We start from the raw sequence: 24,546 nt of genomic DNA on the forward strand, positions 1-24,546 counted from the left end.
CCGACCGCGAACATCAACGGCGGTGCCGGTGGCATCGGCGGTGACGGTGGTGCCGGTGGCAACGGTGGTGCAGCGGGTGCATTGAACAACGGCACCGGTAACGGACAGGGTGACGGGTGGGCGGACGGTCGGTGGTCGGTGGCGACGGGTGGTACGGTGGGGCGGCGGGATCGCCACCGACGGTGGTGACGCCGGCAACGGCGGCACCGGTGGCCACGGTGGGCGAGGTGGTTCGGGCAACTACACCGGCGGCCTTGACGGTTTGGCTGCCGGCGCGGCCGGCCTCGGCGGCAACGGTGGGACCGGTGGGGATGCCGGGATCGGCACCAACGCCACCAATGGTGGTGCCGGTGGCAACGGTGGTACCGGCGGTGAGGGCGGTACCGGCGGGGTCGGCAAGTGGGGTTACGGCGGCAACGGTGGTGCGGCTACCGATGGCGGCAACGGCGGTAATGCCGGTGCCGGTGGTGCGGGGAACAACGGTGGCATCGACGGTGTGAACGGCACCGGTGGTGACGGTGGCCAGGGCGGCCGGGGCGGCCAGGGCGCGGCCAACAGCCAAGTCGATGTCGACGGCAACGGCGGTGCGGGCGGCGCGGGCGGCACCGGCGGAACGGGCGGTGCCGGCGGTGCCGGCATCAACGGTGTCGGTGGCGGCAACGGCGGACGTGGCGGCCAGGGCGGTCAGGGCGGCAGCGGTGCCAGTGGTAAGAGCGCCGCGGCGGGCAGTGGCCTCGACGGTGGTAACGGCGGCGCCGGCGGCAACGGTGGTGACGCCGGCTTGGGCGGTGCCGGCACTGATGGCGGCAGCAACGGCGGTCAGGGCCCCGGCGGCTGGGGTGGCAGCGGCGGGGCTGGCGGCAACGGCGGCACGGTCGCCGCGGGCAGCGGCAAGGCCGGCGGTAGCGGCGGTGCCGGCGGTGCCGGCGGGAACGCCGGTGCGGGCACCAATGAGCACGCCACGATCGACGACTACAACCCGGGTAAGGCCGGAAACGGCGGCGCGGGTGGTAACGGTGCTGCCGGTGGTTCGGGTAAGGCCGGGGTCAACCCCGGAGACAATGGCACGTCCGGGGGTGCCGGTGGTAACGCCGGCGCCGGCGGCAGGGGCGGTGACGGTGTCATCGCCGGAAACGGCGGTAACGCCGGTACCGCTGGGGCCGGCGGCAACGGTGGTGCCGGTGCCAGTGCCACAGCCGGCAGCGGTGGCGACGGTGGCAACGGTGGTAACGCCGGCGCTGGTGGTGCCGGCGGCAACGGTGGTGACGGTGGTAGTGGCAGCGCCGTCAACGGCAACGGAGGCAACGGCAGCAGCGGTGGCAACGCCGGCACGGCCGGACAGGGTGGGGACGGCGCCGGCGGCGGCGGCGGCGACATCGCCGGGTCCGGTGGTCGAGGCGGCAACGGCGCCGACGGCGGGGTCGTCGGTGCTGGCGGTAAGGCCGGTGCAGGCAGCGGCAGCGCTGGGACCAACGGTCTGGACGGCGCCTCGGCGGGAACCTCCAGCAGCGGCGCGGCAGGCGGCAACGGTGGTCACGGACAGGGTTACGCCAGCGACGGCGTGACCGGCCAAGCCGGTGGCGCCGGCGGCGACGGCGGCAACGCCGGTAAAGGCGGCGTCGCAGGACAGTTGGTGGACGGCGGTGCCGGCGGTAAGGGCGGCAACGGTGGCGCCGGCTTCGACGCCACAGGTCCGAGCGTCAGCGGCGGCAATGGCGGCGCAGGCGGTAACGGCGGTGCCGGCGGGACCGCAGGGGACGGCGGTGGCAACACCGGCGGGAACGGTGGCGCAGGTGGCGACGCGGGCAATGGCGGCCATGGCGGCAGCGCCGGCCCCGATGGTGGTGCCAGCGGATCCGGCGGGGCTGGTGGCCGCGGTGGCGCCGGCGGCGACGTCTTCAGTGGCGGCATCGGTGTCGGCGGTAAGGGCGGTAACGGTGGCATCGGCGGTGATGGCGGTGACGGCGGGAGCGCGGCCCAGGCCGGAGCCGGCGGTGCAGGCGGTGACGGTGGCGTCGGTGGCACAAACATCAACCCCGCGGCCAGCGGTAACTACGGCGGGGCCGGCGGCGCCGGCGGTGACGGCGGTGCCGGCGGTGCCGGACAGGGCATTGTCGCCGGCTCGTACGCCGGCGCCCAAGCCGGCGGGGACGGTGGCAACGGTGGGACCGGCGGACTCGGTAACAGCGGCGGCGCCCACGGCGGCGGCGGCAACGGTGGATCCGGTGGTGCCGGTGCCAGTGTCCTGCAGGGTGCGGGCGTGGGCAGTTCCGCGATGGCAGGCACGGGCGGTGCCGGTGGTGCCGGCGCCGCGGGCGGCATAGCCGGACCGGGTCACGGCGGCGGCGGTGGTGGCGGTGGCGGCGGCGCGGCCGTCTTGGCCACCAACGGGGGTACCGCGAGCGGTACGGCGACCGGGGCCGACGGTGGTGCCGGTGGAGGCGGGTCGGCCACCGCCACCGGCGGAACCGGCGGCGTGGGCGGTCAGGGACTGATCTCGGCCGACGGCGCTGGCAGCTCCGCCAGCGGAGCCGCCACCGGCGGCAAGGGTGGGGCTGCGGCCGGCACCGGCACCGGCGGCAATGGTGGCGGCGGCAGGGTCGCGGCGACGGCCGCCGGTGCTTCAGCCAGCGGAACGGCCACCGGTGGTGCCGGCGGTGCCGGTAGCACCGGGGGCACTGGTGGTGCCGGCGGGAATGGCGACGTTGTCGCCTCGGCGGCCGGTGCCATTGCCAACGGCATCGGTACCGGTGGCGCCGGGGGGGCGGGCGCCGACGGCGGCGTCGGTGGTGCCGGCGCTCAGGGCGGAGTGTTCGCCCAGCGGGTCGACAGCACCGCGGACGGCACCGCGATAGGTGGTGCCGGCGGCAGCGCCGACGGCGCGGGCAGCGTCGGCGGCGCCGGTGGCGGCGGCTGGATCCAGACCGGCTACTCGCCCCAGCCGCTACTCGGCGAAGGAAGCAGCGCCACCGGGTCGGCCTTCGGTGGCGTCGGCGGTGCGGCGACCGGCGGCGGTGCGGGAGGCGTCGGCGGCCAGTCCACCGTGCTGGCCTTCGGGACCGAATCCGAGGCTTCGGGTATCACCTACGGTGGCGCCGGAGGTGCGGGCATCGACGGCGGTCAGGGCGGCGCCGGGGCGCTCGGTCAGGTGGTCGCCCAGGGCAACTACACCGACGCCAGCGGCGCCGCCAACGGCGGTGCCGGCGGTACCGGCACCGGTGCGGGCAACACCGGTGGTGCCGGCGGCCGCGGCATCGTCAGCGTGGGGACTTCGACCGGCGGAGGCATCAACAGCTCCGTCGAGGGCACCGGCATCGGCGGCAACGGCGGCAACGGTGCGGGCGGTGTGAACGGCGGCGCCGGCGGGCAGGGCATCGTCGCGGCCAACGGCCTCGATAACACCATCAAAGACAGCATCGCTGTCGGCGGCAACGGTGCCACCGGTGCCGACGGCGGCTTGGGCGAGGTCAGAGGCAACGGCACCGGAAGCAGTGTCGACGGGTCCAGCGCCACCGGCGGTGACGGCGGAGCCGGCGGTGCCGGAAGCAAGGCCTCGATCACCGCCTCCAGCGGGGGGACCATCGTCGACAGCACCGCGGTTGCCGGGGAGGGTTCGGACACCGGAGTCGGCGGTGCGGCCACGATCACCGCGTCCGGCGCCAACAGCAAAGTCTTTGAATCGTCGGTGACCGGCGGTGACGCCGGGGCTGGCGACAGCAACGGCGGCGTCGGGGGTAGCGGTGGCACGGCCAGTATCGAGTCGAGTGGCGGCGCGACAGTCAGCGAGGCCACAGTCATCGGTGGTGACGGTGGCGCCGGCAATGTCGGCGGTACTGGCGGCGCCGGAGGCACCGCGAGCGTGACGGCCTTGACCGGCGCTAACGTGCACGACGCCACCGCCCAGGGCGGTGCCGGCGGCACCGGCAGTGATGGCGGCCAGGGCGGCACCGGCGGCTGGGGCCGGGTCCACGGCAGCGGATCGACGGCCGAGGTCAGCGGCACAGCCACCGGCGGTGACGGCGGCGACGGATCCGATGGTGGCCAGGGCGGCAACGGTGCCACCGGCTACGTCGGGGCCACCACTTCCGGCGGTATCGGAGCCAGTGCTCACGGAGTCGGCACCGGAGGCAACGGCGGTGACGCCACCGGCACCGCAAGCAAGGGCGGCAACGGTGCGGGCGGCAGCGTGCAATCCGGGTACGACGGCACCGGAGGCCACGCCTCGGGTGCGGCGACCGGCGGTAACGGTGGCAACGCCAGCACCGGAGGTACCGGCGGCAGTGGTGGTCAAGCGGTCGTGATGACCGGCGGGCTGGCCGGCGTCAGCGCCGGTGCACCGCTGGCCGAAGCTAATGGCACCGCCGTCGGCGGTGATGGCGGCAACGCGAGTAACGGCGGCCAGGGCGGCGCCGGCTACACCGGCCAGGTCGCAGCCCTCAACGCGGGCGCCAAGGCCAGCGGCCACGGGCAGGGTGGCGACGGCGGCGCCGGAGACGGCGGCAAGGGCGGCATGGGTGGCCAGGGCTTCATCCAGGCCCTCGGAGTGAACAGCACTGCTGATGGCACCGCCCTTGGTGGTCGGGCCGGCGACGGCCTCAACGGCGTCAACGGTGCTAACGGTCAAGAAGCCAACATCAGGGCTCGCGAGGAAAACAGCAGCGTTACGGGCAGCACCGCGACGGCCGGTGACAGTGTGTTGAACCGAACCGGCGGTACCGCACAGATCGAGGCCCGAAATGGCGCCACCATTACCGGCAGTGACGCAACCGGCGGCAATGCCAGCGCTGCCGCCACTGGCGGCGGAGCGCAGGTCCAGGCGAACGGTGTGAACAGCACCGTCGAAGCGAGTTCGGCCACGGGCGGTAACGCTGGTGGCGCCGCGGGTGCAAGCGCCAACCTGAATGCCACCACCGGAGGCCAGATCATCGACGGCCATGCGCTCGGTGGTAACGGCGGCAACAACGGCGACAGCAGTGACGGCATCGGCGGAAACGCCGGCGCCGGTGCCGCCGCCACAATCTCGGCGAGCAACGGTGGCACCGCTGGAGGATCGGCGGAGGGCGGCAACGGCGGCGACGGCGGTGCCGGTAACAACGGCTTGGCCGGCGGCAGTGGCGGTGCCGGTGGAACGGCCACCATCACGGCCAACGGAGGTACGGCCGGTGGCGCAGCCGTCGGCGGTCGCGGCGGCGACGGAGGCGAGGGCGGCACCGACAGGGCCGGCGGGACCGGCGGTAAGGGCGGTGCTGCGACAGTCACGGCATCGGACACCAGCAGCGCCACCGGCACTGCCATCGGTGGTGCCGGCGCGACGGGCGCCTTGCTGGGGACCACAGCCGGAACTGGCGGCGCCGCGACGATTTCTGCCGATGGTGCGAGCATCGTTCAGGGCGGCACCGCGACCGGTGGAGCCGGCGGTGTCGGCGGCACTGCCAGTACGGGTGCGAACGGCGGTGCCGGCGCCGCCGGTGGTGCCGCGTCCATTGAGGCGCACAACGGCGGCACCGTGACCAACACCATTGACGGCGATGGTCACGACACCACTTCTGCTACCGGCGGCCAGGGCGGCGCGGGCGGTGACGGCTTCACAACCAGAGTGGGTGGGGCTGGAGGCCTCGGTGGCAACGCCACCGTCGTCGCCAACGGCGGCACGGCCGGTGGTGCGGCTACCGGTGGCGCTGGCGGTGCAGGAAGTGACGCCACCGCGTCCGTGGCCGGTAAGGCTGGAGGTGCGGGCGGTTCGGCAACGGTCAGCGGTACCAACGGCGGATCGGCGCACGGAACCGGGGCGGGCGCAGTCGGCGGCGACGGCGGCAACGCCGGCGTGGGCACCGGTGGCGCCGGCGGTAAGGGATCGGTGTCGGCCGACGGGGTTGGCAGCGCGGCCAGTGGTGCCGCGTCTGGTGGCGACGGCGGCAGCGGTGCACTGGGTAACGGCGCTGCCGGACAGGACGGCAGCCTCACTGCCACCAACGGTGGCGTGGTCACCAACAGCACCGCCACCGCGGGTGACTCCAACGGCGCCGTCGCTGGTGGCACGGCTTCGATCACGGCTTCGGGTGCGAACAGCAGCGTGACCAACAGTGATGCCACTGGTGGGAACGCCGGCAGTGGCAGCAACGCCGGTACCGGTGGCAGCGGCACGATAGCGGCCACCAACGGCGGTGCCGTGACCGACGCATCTGCTGGCGGTGGCCAAGGCGGCAACAGCCTCAACGGCGGTCAGGGCGGCAAAGCGGGCAACGGCCTCGTGACGGCCGACGGTGCTGGCAGTACGGCCAGCGGTCCGGCTACCGGTGGTAACGGCGGTGCTGGCGACGGTGTCGGCAGCAAGGGTGGCGCAGGGGGCCTAGGAGCGGTCCAGGCCCTCGGCGGCGGCAACGCCAAGGGGCTCGGCGCTGGTGGTGCCGGCGGCATCGCCACCGGCGCCGGGACCGGTGGTGCCGGCGCCGAAGGTTCGGTGACGGCCTACGGCACCGGAGCCGCCGGCAGTGCCACCGCGGAAGGCAGTGGCACCGGCGGTAAAGGCGGCGACGGCCTCGACGGCGGCATGGGAGGAGCGGGAGCCGCCGGCTACATCCTGGGCGGCTACGGCAACGAATACGGTGACACGACGGGCAGCTCGGCCACGGGCACAGCCATAGGCGGCGCCGGGGGCACGGCAACCGGGGCGGGCAGTACCGGCGGCGATGGCGACGTTGCCTACGTTGAGGCAGCCGGCCCCAACAGCACGGCGACTGGCACTGCTATCGGCGGCGCCGGCGGTGCCGCCTTCGATGGCGGCACGGGCGGCAAGGGCGGCAACGCCTCAGTCGACGGTGGCTTCGGCAACCTCGGGGCCACGACCGGCCACGCTTCGGGATCGGCGACCGCCGGCGCCGGCGGCATCGGCCGCGACGGGCACACCGGCGGCGACGGCGGAAACGCGGCCATCATCGGCCAGAACCCGACGAATCCCGGTGACAACCCCACGGCCAGCGGTACGGCCGTCGGCGGTAAGGGCGGTGACAGTGGCACCGGAGTGGCCGGCGGCGACGGCGGCAAGGGCGGCAGGGCTTGGGTCCAGGCCATCGGAACCGCCAATGTGTCCGGCACCTCCACCGGCGGTGACGGCGGTGCCGGCGGCCACAGCGACTTTGTCGGCAAAGCCGGTGGTGTGGGTGGCGCCGGTGGCAACGCCACCATCACCGCCAACAGCGGCGGGGTCATCACCTCCACCTCCGACACCGATGGCAGCACCGCTACCGGCGGTGACGGTGGACGTGGCGGCGACGGTTCAGCGACCGGTGCCGGCGGCAGTGGCGGCAGCGGCGGTACGGCGACCATGACGGCAACCAACAACGGCGCCATCACCGATGGCCAGGTTGTCGGCGGCGACGGCTTGGCTGGCGGGCTCAATGGCGTTAACGGTGCCAATGGTGCCAACAACTCGCTGACCGTCAGTGGCGCCGGCAGCAGCCTGACCAACACCACCATCACCAGCGGGCAGAACAGTGCCAACTTCGCCGGCGGCGCGGCGACGGCAACCGTCAGCGACGGGGGCGTGATCACCAACAGCACGGTCACCGGCGGCGACGCCAGTAACACCGCGGCCGGCGGTGCGGCGAGCCTGATCGCGACCGGGACAGGCAGCAAGATCACCAACAGTTCCGCGATCGGTGGCCACGCCGGTGAGGGCACCGACGGCGGTGCGGGCGGTGGTGGCGGCGCGGCCACCATTGCCGCCGCGAGCGGCGGCACCATCACTGGGGCGGTAGCCACCGGCGGCAACGGCGGTGCCGGTGACGGCAGCGGTAGTACCGGCGGGTTGGGGGGCAATGCCCTGGTCACTGCATTCAGCGGTGGCAAGGTGACCGCTGACGGTGGTGTGGATAGTTCGGCGACCGGTGGTGCTGGTGGTGACGCCGTAAACGGCGGTACCGGTGGTAAAGGCGGCGCCACGTTTATCGAGGCGCAGCGTGACGGCACTGCCTACGGCAACACGACCGGTGGAACCGGAGGATCAGCCGACGGGATCGGTGCCGTGGGTGGTAACGCCGGTGGCGCGAACATCTGGGCCGGGCGTAACTACGTGGCGGCCGATGGCGGCCTGGCTCATGGCACCGTGATCGGTGGCGACGGCGGCTCCGCGAAAGGCCTCAACTCGGTCGGCGGGAACGGAACCAGCGGCAGCATCGGGGCCACCGGTGCCGGTGCCGAGGCCAGTGGGTCTGCCACCGGTGGTACCGGCGGCAACGGCGTCGACGGCGGCAAGGGCGGCGGCATCAGCTACAACGGGATCTCGCAGATCACCGCGTTGGGCACCAACGCCAAGGCCACCAATGTCGAGGTTGTCGGCGGTACCGGCGGGGACGGGATAGGAGTCGGCGGGGTCGGCGGCGACGGTGGATACGTCCACATCACCGCGAACAATGCGGCCGGCGACCCCGGTGGCAGCTCGTGGACCAACGGCAGCGTGACGGCAGGTAGCGGCGGCACCGGTACCGGTGCCGACAACAGTGGGCCCGAGTCGCCCGGCGCTGGGGGATCCGCTGATTTCATCAACGGTGCCAACCAGCACACCGACGGGCAGATCATCAACCTTCCCACCGGCAGCAACAAGCCGTAGCCGCAGGCAACGCTTCGCCTCCGAAACCGGCCGCCGCGACCAGTTGACGCTGGTTGCGGCGGCCGGGTTCACCGCGCCGGCGTCTAGACGGCTTAGGGGCTGCCTGGGCGGCCCTGGTCAAGCCCAACGGCAACAAACGGTGCAGGTCGCGCCGACGACGTCCACGGCGCCCACGGCAACTTTGTAAAGCTGCTTGACAGCACTTGGACAGCCACCGAACAGCTATCGGCCAGCAACGCCGTCGCCACCGGCGGCGGGCGTCGCTCGAGCCGCCCATGCCGGCCGCAAGGTTCCACGGGTGGATGGCTGCCCCGTCAATAGCCAAAAGCCGGAAGAATGGCCGGCGCACCAGTAATAACGGTGGGAACTGCCATTAACTGATGCCCGCGAAAGGTCTCGGGGCCCCAGCGCCCGGCGGGGTCCGGATTCGCGGGCGCCGGAACGTTCCGGAATTCGCGAGTCGGCGAACTCAGGAATGGCGCCGCTGCGTCGTCCGGCGTGGTGAATCCAGCAAACTCGCCATTCCTGCTGAGATCCATTGATGATCTATTAATAAACTCCTGATCGCCACGCATGGCTGAACCGCGACAGACGCGCGGAATCGTCCACTTTGGCGGAACAATTAGGCATCTCGACCAAAAAGGTTGACTGCTAGCTGAGTGTCGTTACCCTCCTAGTCAAAGAAGTCCATGCCAATGCTTATGGAAATTTAAGGGGTTCGTCTCGTGGTTGGTGTCCGTGGTCGTGGTCGTGGTCGTGGTCGTGGTAGCCGGGTGCTGGGTGCGGGTTCGGCGGTGGGGGCGTTTTTGGCGTTTGGGGTGGCGCCGGTGACCGTGGCGCCGCCGGCGGGGGCGGATTTTGAGGATGTGTTGGTGGAGTTGCTCGGTGAGCAGCTTGGTGCGGCGGTTGCGGATTTGGGGGCTAATTGGGGGGATCAGGTTGCGTGGGGGGTGGTGTTTGATTCGGCCAGTTGGGATGGGGTTTTTGAGGCGTGGGGGGATGCGGGGACCTGGGATGGGGTCTGGGATGTGGTGCTGGCTGATCTGAGCCTGGCTGGTGTGGGGGCGGATGCGTTGGATCTGCCGGGTTCGGCGGCGGCGTCGTTCAGTTGGGGTGCGGTCAATTGGTGGATGCCGTTTGGTGATGGTGCTGATGGCACGGCGGCCAACCCCGATGGTGGTGCTGGGGGTTGGATCTTCGGTAGTGGTGGTGCGGGTTGGGATGCTGATGGCTTGGGTGCCAGTGATGATGGTGGCGCTGGTGGTCAGGGTGGTTTGTTCGGCGGTAATGGTGGTGCCGGCGGTGACGGTTGGGGTGAGGGCGATGGTGGCGATGGTGGTGCCGCCGGCCTGTTTGCGTGGTTCAGTCGCGGTGGCGATGGTGGTGATGGCGGGGATGCGGTAACTGCTGGTGGCGGTGGTGGTGCTGGCGGTGTCGGTGGTGATGCGGCGTTGTGGGGGTTGTTCAGCACGGCTGGTGCCGGCGGTAATGGTGGTGATGGGGTAGCCGGTGCCGCCGGTGTGGCGGCGGCGTTGGCGGGTGCGGATGGTGGTGCTGGCCAAAATGGTGGTGCCGGCGGCAATGGTGGTGCCGGTGGTCGGGGGTCGTTGCTGTTCGGCTCGGGTGGCCGGGGTGGTTCCGGTGGGTCGGGTGCTGCCGGTGGCGCTGGTGGTGATGGCGCTGATGGTGCTGATGGCACGGCGGAGCTGGTGGATGCGATCAGCGGTGGCAATGGTGGTGCGGGCGGCAATGGTGGTGCTGCGGGTGCTGCGGGTGCCGGCGGTGCGGGTGGCTGGTTCGCCGGGGCGGGGGCTGCGGGTGCGGTCGGTGAGCAGGGTGACGGCGCTGCGGGTGGCAATGGCGGTTCGGGTGGCGATGGTGCGGATGGCGCCGACGGGGCCGATGGGGATGCCTCGCATGTGGATGGGTTCGCCGGTCAGGCCGGTGGTGCGGGGGGTAACGCGGGTCTAGGTGGTGTGGGTGGTTCGGGCTCTTCGGGTCAGGCTGCCAGTGGTGTGGGTGGTGTGGCCGGTAGTGGTGGCCGTGGTGGCGATGGTGGTGCGGGTTTCGCGGGGGCCGATGGCACTGCGGCCTCGCTTGATGGTGGTCGTGGTGGCAATGGTGGTGCCGGCGGTGCGGGTGGTCTGGGTGGCCTGCAGGCCGATGGCGTCACTCGTGCGGTGACCGGTGATGGTGGTGATGGTGGTGACGGCGCTCGGGGTGGCGCTGGTTTTGATTCGTTGGGGCAGGGCGCGGCGGCGGGCACCTCGGGCGGTAATGGTGGTGCCGGCGGCCATGGTGGTGTGGGTGGTTCCGGTGCCACGGCGGGCGCTCATGGTGTGGGTGGTGTCGGCGGTAACGGTGGTTCGGGTGCCCACGGCGCTGCCGGGGCGGTCGGGGTGGCGGGTACGGCCTCGACGATGCATGGTGGTGCCGGCGGTAACGGTGGCACCGGTGGTAATGCGGGTATTGGTGGTGTGGGTGGTAGTTCCGGTGGTGGGAACTTTGCGGCCTCGGGTGTGTCGGGGTGGGCCGGTAAGGGCGGCGATGGTGGTGTCGGTGGTCATGGTTATGACGCGGCGGCAGATCCGGGTGCGTTGTCGGGTACGGCCGGCGGCAATGGTGGTGTCGGGGGTAATGCCGGTCTGGGTGGTGTGCAGGCCGATGGGTCGCGGGCGGCTGCGGGCAACGCGGGTGTCGGTGGTGATGGTGGGGACGGCAAGGACGGTGCTGCCGGGGTCGATGGCGATGAGAACAATGTCGACGGCACGGCCGGTCAGGCCGGTGGCCGCGGCGGTAACGGCGGCGCCGGTGGTGTGCAGGCCGATGGTGTCACCCAGGCTGCGGCGGGCCGGGGCGGTGATGGTGGTGCCGGCGGCAAGGGTGGTGCCGGGTATGACGCGGTAGCTGCGGGTGCGGCGGCGGGCACCCATGGTGGTGCCGGTGGTGTCGGTGGCAATGGTGGGGTGGCCGGGACCGGTTCGATCGCCGGTGTGCACGGTGCTGGTGGTGTCGGCGGTAAGGGCGGCTCGGGTACGGCCGGTGCGGTCGGTGTGGCCGGCACGGCGGGCACGGCCGGCAACCCTGATGGTGGTGCCGGTGGTCATGGTGGCAATGGTGGTAACGCCGGCGCCGGGGGCGCGGGTGGTTTCTCCGGTGGTGGGGTGCAGGCCGCTGGTGGTGCCAACGGTGTGGCCGGTGTCGGTGGCAATGGTGGTGTCGGTGGTGCCGGTTATGACGCGGCCGCTGATGGCGGGGCGGCGGCCGGGACTTCTGGTGGTAACGGTGGCACCGGGGGTAACGCGGGTCTGGGTGGTCTGCTGGCCGGTGGTGGTGGCCGGGCCACCGATGGCACGGCCGGGGTCGGTGGTGCCGGTGGTTCGGGTAAGGCCGGCACCGCCGGTGCGGCCGGTGATGCGGTCAACATCAACGGTGGTAACGGCACCAATGGTGGTAACGGCGGTAACGGCGGCGCCGGTGGTGTGCAGGCCGACGGTGTCACCCAGGCTGCGGCGGGCAAGGGCGGCAACGGTGGTGCCGGTGGTGCCGGTGGCGCCGGGTATGACGCGGTGGCTGCCGGTGCGGCGGCCGGCACCCATGGTGGTGCCGGTGGTGTCGGTGGCAATGGTGGTGTGGCCGGGACCGGTTCGACCGCGGGCACGCACGGTGCTGGAGGTGTCGGCGGCAAGGGCGGCTCGGGTACTGCCGGGGCTACGGGTGTGGCCGGCACGGCCGGTACGGCCAGCAACCCTGATGGTGGCGCCGGTGGCAACGGTGGCAATGGTGGTAACGCCGGTGCCGGTGGTGCCGGTGGCCTCTCCGGTGGCGGGGTGCAGGCCGCTGGTGGTGCCAACGGCACCGCGGGTAAGGGCGGCAACGGTGGTGTCGGTGGCGCCGGCTACGACGCGGCTTCGGATGCCGGTGCGGCGGCCGGAACCTCCGGCGGTAACGGTGGTGTCGGCGGTAATGCGGGTCTGGGTGGCCAGCTCGTCGGCGGTGGCCGGACCACCGATGGCACGGCCGGGGTCGGTGGCGCCGGTGGGTCGGGTAAGGCCGGCACGGCGGGTGCGGCGGGCACCGCGGGGGCGATCAACGGTGGTGCCGGCACCAATGGTGGTAACGGCGGTAACGGCGGCCAGGGTGGTTTGCAGGCCGACGGTGTCACCCGGGCTGCGGCGGGTAAGGGCGGCAACGGTGGTGCCGGTGGTGCCGGTGGTGCCGGGTATGACGCGGTAGCTGCGGGTGCGGTGGCCGGCACTCATGGTGGTGCTGGTGGTGTCGGTGGCAATGGTGGTGTGGCCGGGACCGGTTCGACCGCGGGCACCCACGGTGCCGGTGGTGTCGGCGGTAAGGGCGGCTCGGGTACTGCCGGGGCTACGGGTGTGGCCGGCACGGCCGGTACGGCCGGCAACCCTGATGGTGGCGCCGGTGGCGCCGGTGGCAATGGTGGTAACGCCGGTGCCGGTGGTGCTGGTGGCCTCTCCGGTGGCGGGGTGCAGGCCGCTGGTGGGGCCAACGGCACCGCGGGTGCCGGCGGCAACGGTGGTGTCGGTGGCGCCGGGTATGACGCGGCTTCGGATGCTGGGGCGGCGGCCGGAACCGCGGGCGGCAATGGTGGTGCCGGTGGTGACGCGGGTCTGGGTGGTCTGCTGGTCGGTGGTGGCCGGGCTGCCGGCGGTGCGGCCGGGGTCGGTGGTAACGGCGGCGACGGTAAGGACGGGGTTGCGGGCACTGCCGGTGACGCGATCAACGTCAACGGCACCGCCGGCACCGCTGGGGGTAACGGCGGTAACGGTGGCCTCGGTGGTCTGTGGTGGCGATGGCCCGGCTATGACGCGGTGGCTGCGGGTGCGGCGGCGGGCACGTCCGGTGGTGCCGGTGGCGTCGGTGGCAAGGGTGGTGTGGCCGGGACCGGTTCGGTCGCCGGCGTGCACGGTGCTGGTGGGGTCGGCGGCGCCGGCGGCTCGGGTACCGATGGTGCGCACGGCGCGGTCGGCACCGCGGGCACGGCAGTCAACCCCGAGGGCGGTAACGGTGGCGACGGCGGCGATGGTGGTAACGCCGGGGCCGGTGGCGCCGGTGGCCTCTCCGGTGGTGGCGTACAGGCCGCCAACGGCACCAACGGCACCGCCGGTAAGGGCGGCAACGGTGGCGCCGGCGGCGCCGGTTATGACGCCGCCTCTGATGCCGGGGCGGCGGCCGGAACTGCTGGTGGCGATGGCGGCAATGGTGGCAACGCCGGCCAGGGTGGCCTGCTTGTCGGCGGTGGCCGGGCTGCCGACGGCACAGCCGGCATCGGTGGCAACGGCGGCGACGGCAAGGACGGCGCGGCCAGCACCACGGCCGGCGTGGCCGGTGGTGCCGGTGGTCGGGGTGGCAACGGCGGCCAGGGTGGCTTCGACACCAGTGGCGGATTCGGTAACAACGGCGGCAACGGCGGTCAGGGCGGCAACGGTGGCGCGGGCTTCGACGGCGCGGCCGGTGTGGATGGCAGCGCCGACGGCGGTCACGGCAGCGCCGGTGGTGTCGGCGGTGACGGCGGCCACGGCGGGGCCGGCGCATTCGGTGGCGTCGGCGGCGCCGGTGGTGACGGTGGCGTCGGCGGCAACGGTGGTGAGGGCTTCGACGCCATCACCGCCGACACGGACGGCGGCAACGGCGGCAACGCCGGGGCCGGTGGTGCCGGTGGCACTGGTGGCTGGGGTGGGCCGCACGCCGTCGGCAACCCCGACGCCGTGGCCGGCAACGGCGGCAACGGCGGAGCAGCCGGAACCGCCGGTAACGGTGGCGACGGCCTCGGCGGCGGCGCCAACGCAGTAGCCGGTCGCGGCGGCGACGGCGGCAATGGCGCCGACGGCGGCGCCGGCGGCACCGCCGGCGTGGGTGCCGGCGCCAGCAACGGCACCGCGGGCACCGCGAGCAACGGCGGTAACGGCGGTGACGGCGGTAACGGCGACGGACTGAGCGGGTTGATTCCGCAATCCGGCGGTACCGGCGGCAACGGCGGCAACGGCGGAAGCGGTGCAGCCGGCGGTAAGGGCGGCACCGGGGGAACCGGTGCAGCGGTCGGCCTCGGCGCGGTCGGCGGTGGTGGCGGCGACGGCGGCGCGGGCTACCTCGGTGCCGGCATCGGCTACGGCGGTGGCGGCGGCGGCGGCGGTGGCGGCGCCTATGTCGGCGGCAGTGGCTCCATCGACGGTTCGACGATCACCGGCGGCAAGGGCGGCGACGGCGGTCCCGGCACCGCCAGCGGACCCGGGGCTGCAGGCCTGACCGGCGGTGTCGTCAGCGTCATCATCGATGGAACTCTGACCGATGTGCAGATCACCGGTGGAAACGCCACGGCGGACTTCGCCGGCGGCGCCGCGATCGTCACCGTGGACGCAGGCAGCAGCATTGAAGACAGCGCCATCACCGGCGGCAACGCCGGCGCCGGGGGCGCAGGTGGCGATGCCATCCTTTCTGCGACCAACGGAGCCGCGGTCACCGGAAGCACGGCCACCGGCGGCGACGGCAGCGACACCGCAGAAGGCGGTGCGGCCGCCATCGTCGCTGACGGGAGCGGCGCCACCGTCACCAACGTGACAGTCGCGGGCGGCAACGCCGGTAGCGGCGGCGACGGTGGCAGTGCCACCGTGACGGTCACGACGGGAAGCTCCGTCACCGACACCGAGGCCACGGGCGGCGACGGCGGTGCGGGCGGCGCCGGTGGGGCGGCTGCAGTGTCCGCCAGCGACGGCAGCACGATTGAATCGAGTTCGGCGACCGGCGGCAACGCTTCGGCCAGCGCCGCCGGCGGCGACGCATCGATCACCGCCGACGATGGCAGCCACATCACCGACAGCCACGTCACGGGTGGCGACGGTGGCGGCGGTGGCGAGGAGTTTGCGCGCGGCGGCTTCGGTATCTTCTCCGTCGGCGGCACCGATGGCGTCGGCGGCGCGGCCAGCATCACCGCCCTGAACGGCGGTGTGGTGAACGAGGCGTACGCATACGGCGGCAAGGGCGGCATCGGCACCAACGGCGGCACCGGCGGTGCCGGTGGGGTCGGTGAAGTTGTGGCCGATGGTGCGGGCAGCACCGCAACCGGTGAGGCTTACGGCGGCAGCGGCGGTGACGGTGACGGTGGTATCGGTGGCGTCGGCGGACGCGGCGCTGTCGAAGCACTTGGCGAGCAAAGCTCTGCCAGTGGTACCGGCACCGGCGGTAACGGTGGTGCCGGCATCGACGGCGGCAAGGGTGGTGCCGGTGCCGAGGGTTCCACCAATGCCACGACGAATGGCACCGCGAGCGGCGACAGCTACGGCGGCAACGGCGGGACGGCCACCGGTGACAACAGTGTCGGCGGTAACGGCAGTGGCGGCTGGGTTCAGGCCGGTTATGGCTCACCGTATGGCGGCAAGGCGACCGGAGAGGCCTATGGCGGTGACGGTGGCGCGGCCACCGGTGGCGGCAAAGGCGGCACCGGCGGCCAGGCCGTCATCCTGAGCAACGGCAACGGTTCGCAAGCTTCCGGCAGTGCGTATGGCGGCAACGGTGGCCGCGGTCTGGACGGCGGTACCGGCGGCAACGCCAGTGGCGCCACCGGCCAGGTGGGCGCGCTCTCCGACGGGGCCCATGCCGACGGTGTTGGCAAGGGCGGTAACGGCGGCGACGGTATCGGCCTCGGTAACACCGGCGGTAGCGGCAGGCTTGGTTGGATCGTGGCCCAGGGTGTGAACAGCACAGTCACCGGAAGCGGCACGGGCGGTAACGGCGGCGACGGGCACGACGGCATCAACGGTGCTGACGGAGGCTGGGGTTGGCTGCGGGTAACCGGTGAGGGCGGACAGATCCTCGACACCCATGTCGTCGGTGGTAACGGCGGGCCGGGCGCTACCGGTGGTTTTGTCACGGTGGAAGTGACTGGCGACGGCAGCATCGCGGGAAGCAGTTTCACCGGTGGTGACGCGGGGGCGGGCAGCGCCCATGTTGGCGCGGGCGGTGCTGTCAACGTGACCGTGACCGGTGGCGGCAGCGTCACCGACGTGCACCTCCTCGGTGGTGACGGCGGGGCCGGTGGCGCTGGTGGTGCGGCCTCGTTGACCGCGACCGACGGTGGCACCATCTCCGGCAGTCAGGCGATCGGTGGTAAGGGCAGTGACAGTGCTGCCGGTGGGGCGGCGCGCATCACCGCGACCGGTGTGGACAGCAGTGTCACTGGCTCCACTGCCACTGGTGGCAATGCCGGTATCGGGACCGCCGGTGGTGTCGGCGGTGCTGGTGGGGTGGCCGCGATCGTCGCTGAAAGCGGCGGCAAAGTGATCGGCACTGAGGCGACTGCTGGGGCTGGAGGTAGCGGCACCAATGGCACCGGAGGTAGGGGCGGCAACGCTGATGTCGAAGCCACCGATGGCGGCACCGTGCAGAACGGGGTCAGTGTCGGCGGTGTCGGCGGTAACGGTGCGGACGGTGGCACGGGCGGCAACGCCGGCCGGGGTTACCTGTGGTCGGTGAACAACGGCACCGTGGAAGGTGATGCCACCGGTGGCGACGGCGGTAACGCCAGCGGCGCGGGCAGCGTCGGTGGAAACGGGACGGTCGGCTACATCGCCGCGGGCCGCAACTTCGGGACGTCCACCGCAGATGGCGGTGGGCACGCGTCGGGGTCGGTGCAGGCGGGCAGCGGTGGTGACGCCATCGGTGCGGGCTCGCGCGGCGGCGACGGGAACCGGGCGGCCATCCAGGCCAGTGGTACCGGTGCGGTAGCCAGCGGCACGGTCACCGGTGGCAACGGTGGTGACGGTCAGGATGGTGGAAAGGGCGGCAACGGCAGCACCTTGGTCACCCAGATCACCGCATTGGGCAACGGTGCCGTTGCGACCGGCACCGTCGTTGTCGGCGGCACGGGTGGGCTGGGCATCAACCCGGGAGGAGTTGGTGGAACCGGCGGGTACGCCAATGTCGGGTCTTCCACCGGTGGGACCTACACCAACGGCGATATCACTGCGGGTAGCGGCGGGACCGGTACCGGCGTCGATAACAGCTCCGGGACGGGTGCGGGCCGTTCCTACGAGAAGTTCGCGGGCTCAGGCCAGACCATCGACGGTGAGGCGTGGACCGGTCCCAACGGGTCGGACAAACCCTAGTCCCCACCTGTGAGAACGCCACCGCGGGACCGGTCTATCAGACCGGTCCCGCGGTTGTCTTCTCAGCGCGTTTGGAAGATCAGGGTTCGCTGCACCACGAAATTGATGACGGTCGCGGTCCCCTGCGCGGCCACGAAAGCCACCGGCAGCGCCCACCGCTGATAGTCCAGCAGGTGCAGACACAGGTGATTGATCCCCACCTGCACGCCGAACGTCAGTGCGTAGAGCGCCATCACCGCGATGAAGCGGCCGGCATGGGCGGCGGACTGGAACGTCCAGCGCCGGTTGATCAGATACGCCGTTGTGGTGCCGGCGACGAAACTGAGCGCCTTGGCCAGGTCGACCGGAGCCCCTGCCCCCAGGTAGAGCAGCAGGTACAACCCGAAGTCCACCACCGCCGACAGTGCCCCGGTGATGAGAAACCGCCAGACCTGGGTCGACAGTTGCAGGGAGCGGGGCGTCGTCTCGGTCACCCGGGAAGCTTAAACAGCGGACCGAGTGCCCGCCGTCGTTATACCTGGCTACTGAGCGGCGCGAGTGGGGGTACGCGCCGACCACTGCCCATCTGCGGTGGTCAGGCGCGGCTGTGAATCGTCCGAAGCGTCCCCGAGAGATACCCCAGCAACCTAGGCGGACTCACAGTATTCCGCGCATTGCGAGCGAAAATCCGCCGCAGCATATCTTTGTGAATATGTGGACAATCTTCCACGGACCAGGCAGATGCTGCCAAGCAGTAGCAGGTAGTTCGGCCTGTTGAGTGCCACGGGGCGTCGTTGTCACGATGTGGTTGCCCCAATATTGTCGCCCGTGATAGCTTAACGCAAGCTAAGTAATTGACCGCTCCGTAAGCCGCCACCAGCTAACCGCACATCCGAAGGGGAACCATGTCGCATCGATCTGCTGCTAAGGCAAAGTCTGCCGCTAAGGCCAAGACCAGTCGACTCAGCCGTGCTGTAGGTGCTACCAGTGCTGCGGGTGCGTTCCTGGCTTTTGGTCTGACGCCCATCACGGCGGCGCCGGCCAGCGCCGACCTCGAGGACTTCGACTTCAGCGACCTGTTCAGCTGGATTGTGCCATCGTCGGCGGACTCGCCGTCGTTTGACTGGAGCAGCTTCGACTCGCTGTTTGACGCCGGTCTGCCGGGCTCGGCTGCCGTCAGCCCGATCGACAGCCTCAACGAGTTGGTGGCCAACACCCTCAACACAGTCATCTACCAGCCGATTTACGGCATCGGCCAGTTCCTGATCAGCGGCCTCGGCCTGCAGATCGACGGGGTCTTCGGCAACGGCGACGATGCCTTCGTCAGCATCGCCGGCAACGGCGACCTGGTCTACAACGCCGCCTCTGCCGGTGGCTTCCTGTTCGGTGACGGCGGTGACGGTGTATTCCTCAACGCCGACGGTGAGGTGCTTGGCGCGGATGGCGTGGTGCTGGTCGACGCCAGCGACAACGTGGTGACCCTGGCCGGAATCGAGGACGGCACGTATTCCTTCGGCAGCGCGGCCTTCAACCTCAATGGTGGCGACGCCGGCCTGATCGGCAACGGCGGCGACGGCGGCAGCTTCTTCGGTCTCGGTGGTGATGGTGGCGCCGGTGGCTACTTGATGGGCAACGGTGGCGCCGGTGGTCAGGGCGGCATCGGTGACATCGGCCTGATCGGTTTCGCTGGTGGCACCGGTGGTGACGGTGGCTTCCTGATCGGCAACGGCGGAGTCGGCGGTACCGGTGGTACCGGTGGCACGGGTGCCGCCGGTGGTATCGGTCAGGCCGGTGGCGCCGCCGGTAACGGTGGTGCGGGCGGCAACGGTGGGGTGGCCGGACTGTTCGGTAACTCCGGCGCTGGTGGCACCGGTGGTGTCGGGGGTGCCGGTGGCGCTGGTGGTGCTGGTGCTGCCGGTGACGAGAACGAGCCCGACGGCGGCGACGCCGGCGTCGGTGGCGCGGCCGGTAACGGTGGTGTCGGCGGTAACGGCGGCGCGGGTGGCTTCTTCGGTGTTCACACCGTGGGTGCCGCGGGCAACGGCGGTGCGGGCGGCGTCGGTGGCGCCGGCGGCAACGGTGGCGCCGGTCTGGCCGGTGCGGCGGGCACCTTCGCCGACGAGGGCGACGGTAACGGCGGTGCCGGTGGTGCCGGCGGCAACGGCGCACTCGGCGGTGCGGGCGGCGTCGGTGGTGCTGCCGGTGTCGGCTCTGTTGACGGTGTCGCGGGTGTCGACGGCAACGGCGGCGTCGGTGGTGCCGGCGGCGATGGTGGAGCTGGCGGCAATGGGGCTGTCGGGTTGGTCGATGCAGTCGGCGGTAACGGCGGCGCGGGCGGTAACGGTGGTGCTGCTGCAGCCGGTGGTGCGGCTGGTGGTGCAACCGGTAACGCCGGTGCGGCGGGCGTCGACGGCAATGGTGGCGACGGCGGCGCCGGTGGAAACGGCTTTACCGGCACAGCTGGCCTCGGCGGTCTGATCGAAAGCGGCGATGGTAGCGATGGTGTTGCCGGTGGCGACGCGGGTAACGGTGGCGCCGGTGGTCAGGGCGGCGGTGAGGCCGGCAACGGCGGCAACGGCGGCGCCGGTGGCGTCGGTGGCGCTGGTGGTGCTGGCGGCGCTGGCGCGACGGGTATTAACGACCCCGGCGGCAACGGTGGCAACGGTGCGGCCGGTGGCCAGGGCGGTGTCGGCGGTGCGGCCGGTGCCGGCGCCGTTGACGGTAACGACGGCAACGTCGGTGCTGACGGCAACGGCGGCGTTGGCGGTGCCGGTGGCGCTGGCGGCGCCGGGACGAACGGCAACGACGGTGCGGAAGACGGTGCCGCAGGTGGGACTGGCGTTGCCGGTGGCAACGGTGGCAACGGTGGAGCCGGTGGCGAGAGCGGCGGTGCGACCGGTCTCGGTGGCGACGGTGGTGCCGGCGGTCTCGGCGGCAACGGCGGCAACGGCGGCAACGGCGCGGCCGGAGCGCTGGCGGACGAAGGCGAGCCCGGTGGAGACGGCGGCAACGGCGGTAACGGTGCCGGAGGTGGCGCCGGTGGTGCCGGCGGCACTGCCGGTACCGGCGGAACTGACGGTGTCGACGGCAACGGCGGCAACGGCGGCAACGGCGGCAACGGCGGCAACGGAGCTGACGCCGTTGGAGCGCCGGGCGGTGTCGGAGGCACTGGCGGCACTGGTGCTGGCGGCGGCGCCGCTGGTGGCGGAACTGGTACGCCGGGTGCGAACGGTGTCAACGGCCAGAACGGCGCCAACGGTCAGGGCGCTCAGCCGTAGTAGTTCGCACAATGTAAAAGAAACACCCCGCACATTTGTGCGGGGTGTTTCTTTTACGATGGAGTCACTGCGCGGGCGGGTCGTGGCCTTGCAGTGCGAAATCTCCAGGCGCGAAAAGAATCTCGACACCGCAATACCCAGGTGATCGTTTGAACTGAAACGCTCCGTGCAGGGTCTCACTTGCCGCCGCAACAAATTCGCATCAGGTCGGCTTCCGCGCTCGAATATCAGCTTGCACTGCAATACAATTTGTCGCTATGTGGACAGTGTCGAGCGGACATCCCCGCGTCTTTCTCAGTGTTGCGACGGCAGGCATGGTCGCGCTGGCGGCCAGCGGCGTCGCGGCCATGCCCGACACGATTCCTGCAGTTCCTGCCCCGCCCGCGACGGTCTTCGCCCCGGTCGACCTCACGGCGTTGTCCGCCGATTCCAGCTTGATGGACATAATCGGTTCCCTGACCGGGTTGAATTTCATCATCCCGTTTCTGAACAGTCCCGATACTCCGCTGTTCCCGTTCGTCACCGCGTTCGAGACCCTGGGCCAGGCTTTCTTCGTCATTCCCGTGACCGTGGCAATCGGCGCCCCGCTACTGCTGCTCACCGAAGGATTCGAGGGCGTCCAGGACCTGTTCGTCGAGTTGGGCGCAATATTCGGGGTGGTGCAGGAAGCCTTCGACAACATCATGGACTGGTATGCGACGCGTAACTGGTTCACCGGCGAATTGCTCGACCCCGGTTCCAGTGCAGCGCTCGACCTGGCGGGCTGGGCCGATGTGTTCCTCGGCGCCGATGCGCAGGACCTCGTCCCGCCGACGGATCTCGACGCGGTGTTGCCCGCCGACGGTGTCGATTCCGGGGCCGTCCTGGACGGCTTCGAGGCCGTACTGGCCGACTTCGGTCTCGCCGACCTGATCGGCTGAGGTCCCGCCCGGGCCGACCCATCACGAAAGAGCCATGCGCGTTCTCGGGCGTGGTCCTGCAGAACGGCGCCGGCTACACCCAGTAGGCGACTCGCGAGCGGTACTTACGCAGCACCAGGGCCGCCACCGCCCAGCCGAGGACGGTCAGTGCCACCACCACCGCCCAGTGCCGCAGCGGCTGGTGGGCCCCGAGCAGCGGCAACCGCACCAGGTCCAGGTAGTGCATCAGCGGATTGAACTCCACCACCGCTGTCCAGCGTGAGGCGCCCTGCGCCCGCAGGGTGTCGTAGTTCCAGATGATCGGGGTCATCAAGAACAGCAACTGCACCACTGAGAACAGCAGGGGAGCGATGTCGCGGTAGCGGGTGGCCAGAATCCCGAAGCACAGCGATACCCACACACAGTTCAAGGCGATCAGGAGCAGGGCGGGAATCACCGAAAGATCAGCCCACGACCAGGGTTTCGGGAAGATCAGCGCAATCGGCAGGTAGATGACGATGTTGTGCGCGAAGAGGATCATCTGGCGCCACACCAGCCGGTAGACGTGCACGCTCAACGGCGTGGGGAGTTGCTTGATCAGGCCTTCGTTGGCCACGAACACGTCGGCGCCTTCCAAGATGGCGGCGTTGAGCAGGTTCCACACGATCAGGCCCAGCGTCACATACGGCAGGTGCACCGCCAGGTCCAGGTGGAACAGCTTGGAGTACAGTCCGCCCATCGCCACCGCGGTGGTGGCGGTGCCGATGGTGATCCAGAACGGGCCGAGCACGCTGCGGCGGTAACGCTGCTTGATGTCCTGCCAGCCCAGGTGCAGCCACAGCTCGTGACGGCGGAACCCGTCCACCAGATCAGCCCGCGCCCGTGCGAAGGTGTTGGACTGCGCGGCAATGTCGTCGAAGCTCATTGCTGCCCTTCTGGTTTGGTGAACTTTTCCCGTCGTCCCTGTCGGCGCAGCCGGGCCCACTCGAACAGGCCGGCCGGGTCGCGGCGCGTCACCAGGAAGTACCAGCCGAACCGCAGCCACTCCTGGATCAGCAACCGGCGCATCCCGGGCTGCGCCATCAGGTAGCCGCGGTTGCGGTAGGTGTAGAACCGCTTGGCGGCGCTGTCGGGATACTGGGCGTGCATGCGGCCGGCCAGAATCGGCTTGAACTCCTCGGAGCCGCACGGATGCAGGTATGCCGCGGACAGGCACGTCCCGAACGCCAGTCCGGACCGCGCCAGCCGGCGGTGCATCTCCACCTCGTCGCCGCGCATGAACAGTCGCAGGTCCGGTACGCCGATCACGTCCAGCGCGTCGGCGCGAAACAGTGCCCCGTTGAACAGCGAGGCGATCCCGGCAAGCACGTCCTGATCTGGTGCACCACTGCGCAATTCCTCCACTTTGCGTCGCCACACCAGCCCGCGTCGCAGCGGGAACGCCAACCGGGACGGGTCCTCGATGTTGCACACCATCGGTGATACCTCCGCCAGCTGATGCCGAGTCGCGCAGTTCAGCAGCGCCGCCAGCACCCCGGCATCCGCCGGGCGCCCGTCGTCGTCGGCCAGCCACAGCCAGTCCGCGCCCGCCGCCAGGGCGTGCAGCATGCCGAGGGCAAAGCCGCCCGCGCCTCCGAGATTTCGGCGCGACCCGAGGTAGGTGCAGGGCACCGGTTGCGCGGCCACCAGATCGGCCACCGCGGTGTCACCGGAGGAGAAGTCGTTGTCGACGACGATCACGTGGTCGGGCGCCCGGCTCTGGGTCGCCAGCGCCTTGAGGGACTCGGCCAGCTGCAGGGGCCGCCGATGGGTGACGACGACGGCATAGACGGTCTGGGTCACGCCTGGTCACCGGCCCGCGTCTCGGCAAGCACCTCGCGTACGTGCCGGGCCGCGTCGGGGCCTTCGTAGGCGCCGACCACTTCCTCGATCCCGCCGGTCATCCGCACGGTGCCGTGGTCGATCCACATCGCGGTCTTGCACAACCGGGCCAGGAACTCGTTGGAGTGACTGGCGAACACCAGGATTCCGGACCGTTCGACCAGTTTCTGCAGCCGGGTCTGGGCCTTTTTCAGAAACTCCGCGTCCACCGCGCCGATACCCTCGTCGAGCAGCAGGATCTCCGGGTCGATGCTGGTGACCACGCCCATGGCCAAACGCACCCGCATGCCGGTGGAGTAGGTGCGCAGCGGCATCGCCAGATAGTCGCCCAGCTCGGTGAACTCGGCGATCTCATCGACCTTGGCCGCCATCTGCTTTCGGGTTTGGCCGAGGAACAGCCCGCGGATGATGATGTTCTCGTAGCCGGAGATCTCCGGGTCCATCCCGACGCCCAGGTCGAACACCGGTGCCACCCGGCCCACCACCTTTGCGGACCCGCGAGTGGGCTCATAGATTCCCGAAAGCAGGCGCAGCAGTGTCGATTTGCCGGCGCCGTTGTGGCCCACCAGACCCACCCGGTCGCCCAGCGACAGTGACATGGTGATCTCGCGCAGCGCCTCCACCACCACCACGTTGGAGCTGTTGCGTCCGATCGCGCCGCCGGCCTTGCCGAGGAACGCCTTCTTCAGCGATCGCGACTTGGCGTCGAAGATCGGAAACTCCACCCAGGCGTCGCGGGTTTCGATACGGGGATCGTTGGCAGACAAGGTGAT

The 24,546-nt window shown here is 71.0% G+C and carries 9 protein-coding genes and 1 pseudogene; 3 read left to right on the forward strand and 7 right to left on the reverse strand.

Annotated elements, in window-relative coordinates; translation table 11 throughout:
* Positions 1 to 13: 13 nt before the first annotated feature.
* On the reverse strand, positions 14 to 2,338 hold the full coding sequence (locus G6N14_RS21275) for a hypothetical protein (protein WP_163787239.1): 2,325 nt from the start codon (positions 2,336 to 2,338) through the stop codon (positions 14 to 16).
* Here G6N14_RS21275 and G6N14_RS21280 point away from each other — a divergent pair.
* Complete coding sequence (locus tag G6N14_RS21280) at positions 2,261 to 8,608, forward strand: beta strand repeat-containing protein (protein ID WP_163787240.1); 6,348 nt, start codon at positions 2,261 to 2,263, stop codon at positions 8,606 to 8,608. The two genes, G6N14_RS21275 and G6N14_RS21280, sit on opposite strands and share 78 nt — an antisense overlap.
* 677 nt (positions 8,609 to 9,285) lie before the next feature.
* Here G6N14_RS21280 and G6N14_RS18385 read toward each other — a convergent pair.
* The 3 genes from G6N14_RS18385 to G6N14_RS18395 form a co-directional block, all read right to left on the reverse strand.
* Positions 9,286 to 10,527 carry a hypothetical protein gene (locus tag G6N14_RS18385; protein ID WP_163787242.1) on the reverse strand — a complete coding sequence of 414 codons (1,242 nt, stop codon included), beginning with the start codon at positions 10,525 to 10,527 and terminating at the stop codon, positions 9,286 to 9,288.
* A gap of 48 nt (positions 10,528 to 10,575) precedes the next feature.
* Entirely contained in the window at positions 10,576 to 14,322 is a 3,747-nt protein-coding gene (locus G6N14_RS21285) for a hypothetical protein (RefSeq protein WP_163787244.1), read from the reverse strand.
* Between the two features lie 3,476 nt (positions 14,323 to 17,798).
* Positions 17,799 to 18,209: a GtrA family protein gene (locus G6N14_RS18395; protein ID WP_085136200.1), complete on the reverse strand. Its 411-nt coding sequence runs from the start codon at positions 18,207 to 18,209 to the stop codon at positions 17,799 to 17,801.
* A gap of 1,131 nt (positions 18,210 to 19,340) precedes the next feature.
* Between G6N14_RS18395 and G6N14_RS21290 the strand changes: the two are divergent.
* Together G6N14_RS21290 and G6N14_RS18405 are read left to right on the forward strand one after the other, a co-directional pair.
* A pseudogene (locus G6N14_RS21290) lies at positions 19,341 to 20,981 on the forward strand (hypothetical protein); the annotation flags it as partial.
* A gap of 269 nt (positions 20,982 to 21,250) precedes the next feature.
* Complete coding sequence (locus tag G6N14_RS18405; RefSeq protein ID WP_133054925.1) at positions 21,251 to 21,913, forward strand: hypothetical protein; 663 nt, start codon at positions 21,251 to 21,253, stop codon at positions 21,911 to 21,913.
* A gap of 73 nt (positions 21,914 to 21,986) precedes the next feature.
* Here G6N14_RS18405 and wzm read toward each other — a convergent pair whose 3' ends face one another.
* From wzm to wzt, 3 genes are read right to left on the reverse strand one after another with little or no spacing between them, the layout of a single operon-like run.
* A complete protein-coding gene (gene wzm / locus G6N14_RS18410) occupies positions 21,987 to 22,817 on the reverse strand; it encodes a galactan export ABC transporter permease subunit Wzm/RfbD (protein WP_085136203.1) in 831 nt (276 codons plus the stop codon).
* Positions 22,814 to 23,734 (reverse strand): galactofuranosyltransferase GlfT1, encoded by a 921-nt coding sequence (gene glfT1, locus G6N14_RS18415; protein WP_085136204.1) that lies wholly within the window; start codon positions 23,732 to 23,734, stop codon positions 22,814 to 22,816. The genes wzm and glfT1 overlap by 4 nt, the downstream gene beginning before the upstream one ends.
* On the reverse strand, positions 23,731 to 24,540 hold the full coding sequence (gene wzt, locus G6N14_RS18420) for a galactan export ABC transporter ATP-binding subunit Wzt/RfbE (protein ID WP_085136205.1): 810 nt from the start codon (positions 24,538 to 24,540) through the stop codon (positions 23,731 to 23,733). The genes glfT1 and wzt overlap by 4 nt, the downstream gene beginning before the upstream one ends.
* Positions 24,541 to 24,546 lie beyond the last annotated feature (6 nt).

It is taken from the genome of Mycolicibacter hiberniae (assembly GCF_010729485.1).
Classification (GTDB): Bacteria; Actinomycetota; Actinomycetes; order Mycobacteriales; family Mycobacteriaceae; genus Mycobacterium; species Mycobacterium hiberniae.

Excerpts from the sequence above, each read along its gene's own strand:
- G6N14_RS18385 (WP_163787242.1), bottom strand. The coding sequence starts at position 10,527 with ATGCGAGGCATCCCCATCGGCCCCGTCGGCGCCATCCGCACCATCGCC.
- wzm (WP_085136203.1), bottom strand. The coding sequence starts at position 22,817 with ATGAGCTTCGACGACATTGCCGCGCAGTCCAACACCTTCGCACGGGCG.
- G6N14_RS18405 (WP_133054925.1), top strand. The coding sequence starts at position 21,251 with ATGTGGACAGTGTCGAGCGGACATCCCCGCGTCTTTCTCAGTGTTGCG.